Source organism: Microcoleus sp., assembly GCF_049646505.1.
Classification (GTDB): domain Bacteria; phylum Cyanobacteriota; class Cyanobacteriia; order Cyanobacteriales; family Microcoleaceae; genus Microcoleus.
In genome coordinates, this window is sequence record NZ_JBARVX010000213.1 from 1 (window position 1) to 3,951 (window position 3,951).

The 3,951-nt window shown below is 45.2% G+C and carries 4 protein-coding genes; 1 reads left to right on the forward strand and 3 read right to left on the reverse strand.

Features of this window, described 5'->3' with window-relative positions; genetic code table 11:
• Together WBA89_RS11455 and WBA89_RS11460 are read right to left on the reverse strand one after the other, a co-directional pair.
• Nucleotides 1–299: DUF4360 domain-containing protein (locus WBA89_RS11455; RefSeq protein WP_424406454.1), on the reverse strand; the 299-nt coding region annotated here is incomplete at its 3' end.
• A 709-nt stretch (nt 300–1,008) separates the two neighbouring features.
• Entirely contained in the window at nt 1,009–1,182 is a 174-nt protein-coding gene (locus WBA89_RS11460; RefSeq protein WP_424406456.1) for a hypothetical protein, read from the reverse strand.
• A gap of 314 nt (nt 1,183–1,496) precedes the next feature.
• Here WBA89_RS11460 and WBA89_RS11465 point away from each other — a divergent pair, with 314 nt between their 5' ends.
• Nucleotides 1,497–1,643 carry a hypothetical protein gene (locus WBA89_RS11465; RefSeq protein WP_193975151.1) on the forward strand — a complete coding sequence of 49 codons (147 nt, stop codon included), beginning with the start codon at nt 1,497–1,499 and terminating at the stop codon, nt 1,641–1,643.
• A 651-nt stretch (nt 1,644–2,294) separates the two neighbouring features.
• Here WBA89_RS11465 and WBA89_RS11470 read toward each other — a convergent pair.
• The coding region (locus WBA89_RS11470; protein ID WP_424406459.1) for a hypothetical protein at nt 2,295–3,951 on the reverse strand (1,657 nt) is incomplete at its 5' end.

Below are 3,951 nucleotides of genomic sequence, written 5' to 3' on the forward strand. Positions count from 1 at the left end.
ATGTAGCCGCGGTAATCGGCATCGTAGATTGAAATTTGGAAGCCTTGGGGTACTTTGATGGGAATGCTGAGATTGCAGCTTTTCCGCCTTTCTGTTGAGACATTTCCTTGGGCTGCAAACTTATCAAATAGGATGGTTAGTTCTTGACCGTCGGGGCTGACGCTGACGCTGGCGGAGCGGTCTGGGCAGCCGCTGCCGCCGTAGCTGGCTCCTAGTATTTGAACTGCTGGATTTGCCAAGGCGGGACTGATAGAAGCGGTCATTAATGCTGTCGCCAGCAAGAGTTTTGCAAACTTCATGGATGTTCTCCTTAATGTTTTTTTGTTAGGACAACCCTGAAGAATTCAAGGAATTTTGAGGCTGTGCCATTCCAATTAGGAGATGGCAAACCGTTACTGAAAAGGCTGTCATACTCTGACTGAAAGCTAGATGTTTTTACCTAGCTTGAAGCTTTTTCGAGTGGCATTAATTTATCGAGTAATGCCTGTTTTGTCCTGATACTTTCTAAGATTCATTTCTTTTGAAGTCTCCTCCGGAAGATTTTGATGCAAAATCTTTATCTCTTTTTTTAGGCTTTTTTGGGGAACAAATATCTGGTTTTTTTGTCTGCGCTGCGCCAGCGAATATTTTTCGAGCTGCGAATTATATTTCTTCGCTACGGGCTGAGAAAAGATACTTGAATTCTGGAATCACAGTCACTGGATCTGTAGAAAAAGGCTCTGTATGGTAGGGGGGAACGAGAAAAAAGTGACGTTATCTGTATTTCCGGTAGTTCGAGGAAATGAGCATTATAATAAGAAAAATTAACTTTTAAAAAAAATGATGGCTAAAGTTACTGTCATCGATCGGATCGTCCTTTGATACAGCACAAGTTAACTTTGATGCGGCCAATTTAAACGAGTACGGGGAAATTTCGCGAACTGATGAAAGAGATTGGGATGCTGTTAGCTTGTGAGGTGACGCGAGATTGGCGGCTGAAATACTAAGCAATAGAAATGCCGAAGTCTATTAAGTTTTTGTGCTTGCTGGCTGCGCCGGAGGGAATGGGTGCACTTTCATCAATAGCATCCTGACGTGTAGATTTATGCGGCGGCTGTTGATGGGCGTTTGGACGATCGCAATTATATTGTACCGGGACTCGTCCATGCGGGCGATCGGCTTTACGGGACTATGTGAATTCAATCAAATGTTTTTCTGATGTATATGCCAATACATTCATTTAAAAATAAGTTTACTAACATAACTATTGGTTTGATTGTGCCATATCATGTAAATTGTAAAATCTTAATGTCAGGGAAAATCTATATGTAGCAATAATTGCAGGATTTTTGATATTGAATTCGTAAATTGCATTAGTTATATGTATTAACTGCATTTAATGGTAAAGATTTATACCTTTAGTGTGACTAAAAGCAGGAGTTAGTAGATAAAATAGATGTATGATGCTAACCGCTAGCGATCGACATATTAACAAATTTTTGACGAGGAAAAAAAGAATGCAGACTACAGTACAGAAGGAAGCCTCACATCAACCTGCTGAGGAAGTGAAAGTTAACAGCACCAACAGTGTGGAGTTTGAGCTTTGGGCGAAAGCGGTGAAACGGCAGATGATTGCAGCGCTCTCTAAAAAGGGTGCGATGTAAATTGAATTAGGAAAATTGTTGTCTGTATTGTTTTCCGAGATTAATAAGGGGTGGATCGGGAGAGAGGAAAGGGGGAGCATAAAGCCTTTTCCTTATTCCTAGTTTTGGACGCACGAGTGATATCGAATCTGTTAGCATCGGAATTATTCATATCTCTCTTCTCTGTATCGGCGCGAATCGGCGTCTATCCACTGTCATCTGCGGTTAGACATTTTCTTTTTTTTACCGCAGATACAGGCAGATTAACGCAGATTGACGCAGATGAATTAGATGGATTTTGGTGGCAGTGTCTGTGATTTTTGACTGGATTTTACATTGGGATGACTAATGATTGCTGATTTTTCTGTATCGGCGCGAATCGGCGTCTATCCACTGTCATCTGCGGTTAGACATTTTCTTTTTTTTACCGCAGATACAGGCAGATTAACGCAGATTGACGCAGATGAATTAGATGGATTTTGGTTGCAGTGTCTGTGATTTTTGACTGGATTTTAGATTTGGGATAGTACCGGATTTGATACGATCGGAAACCGGGTTTTTTTACGGAAATACTTCTGTTGCGATCGGCAGAAATGGTAAAAAAACCCGGTTTCTTTGTGTCGAGAGCGTGTGCTGGACTGTTTCTCTGTTGAATGAATGCTTTTTGCCAGATTACGATCGCTTGTCAACGGCCGCCAGCAAGCGCAGACTTCCGTCTTGAATCTGCACTGCTTTCACCGTTCCTACGGCGACTCTTTGTTGACCGTTACCCATCGCTACCTCTATCTTAATTTTGGGGTCAGCCTGCAAGCCCAGCCGCCCCCAGAGCCATTTGATTTGAGTAGCAGGAAAAGAGCTTGCTTCTACGTCTGCAAAGGGCGGATTTACCCAGCGGCTGCCGTCGTAAAAACTCGCTACTTGTACCTGATACCAAACTTGTTCTGGGGTCAATTTTAACTCGCTTTTGGCTTCGGGTTCCAGCCACTCAGCGGGGTTGATATTGTTAATTAATGTAGCAGAACCCATAATTTGACTTTTGTGGTCTTCTAAAGTTTGGGCGAGAGAAACTGCTTCGTCAAGTTTGTTGACCAAATTCCGAATTCGACTTCTAGTTTCGCTGTCGGTATCTGATTGCTGGTCGAGCCAGTTCATCGCTTCGCGAGCTCCGTCTTGAGATGCTACAATCAGAGCGCCCCAAGCCTTGACATCGCTGTCAGCGGCATTGATTCTCAAGGCGGTATCTACGCGGTTCATGATCCGCCCGCCGTCATTTTTGAGGGTTGTGGCAATTTCGTTACTGTTGCTTTGATCGGCTTCAAATACTTGCAAAGCTTCGCTCCAGCGGCCGTCGATCAGTTCTGCGAGCACTTGTTGGCCGGGGCTGGCCCAAGATGCGATCGCCTGGGCGCGAGTAATTTTAGCGTGAAATTCGATCGTCTCTAGCTGAGCTTGGGCGAGTGCGGGCCAATTTTTGCCGGCTTTCCCTTTAGCAATACGCATGACGTTTAATCCCGGAGACCACAGCCCGCTGTTGGCCAGCCGCAGACCATTTTTGTAAGTCTGGTCGTTGAAGGCAAATTCTTCTAAAGAAATTGGTGTTAACTGAACTGGGTTGGGCACAAATTTGCGCGGGCCAATTTGATAAATGGTAAATTGCGGCTCTAAACCAACTGTTTGGTCGATCGCCAATTGCGGATTTGAACCCTTCACAATTTGCTGCCAATTCGGCCGTTGTCCGGCCGCACTCGCCCAATCCAACAGCGAGATTAAATGATTTTGGCTGGGGTTGTAGCGAATGACTTGTCCGTAGGGAATTTTCTTGTCGCCGCGCACCAGTTTACCGCTGACATTAAACCAAATGCCCTCGGCGGGAGCTTTGCCGTCAAAGCGGCGCAGTTCTGTTAGGGGTAGCGACTGATTGGAGGCTTGATTGTCGGACGGGGAGTCAGCCAAAGAAGCAATCACAAAAGATTCGGCAGGCCCTTCTAAACTCACAGAACTTGCTAACTGAAAATACTGCTCTTTATCGGAATCGCGATCGGGAAGCTGCACCCGCTTGTACACCCGAAGTTCGACAATTTGACGGCAAGGATTTTTGCAAACAGTAGAAGCATTAACTGTCCTTTCTACCATCACCGGCAACAGCAAATCGAAAATTGAATTATCGCCGGACAGATTGGCCGGAAGCAGCAGGGGTTCGCCGGTTACAAATCCCAATTTGCGGATGCTGGCTTTGATTTGAGCCAGAGTTTGGATGGAATCCCTACTACCGGTAGGCAGGCGCGACCATCCAGGGACAAACTGAGAGACCAACCTGTTACCGTTGGGA

Excerpts from the sequence above, each read along its gene's own strand:
- WBA89_RS11465 (WP_193975151.1), top strand. The coding sequence starts at position 1,497 with ATGCAGACTACAGTACAGAAGGAAGCCTCACATCAACCTGCTGAGGAA.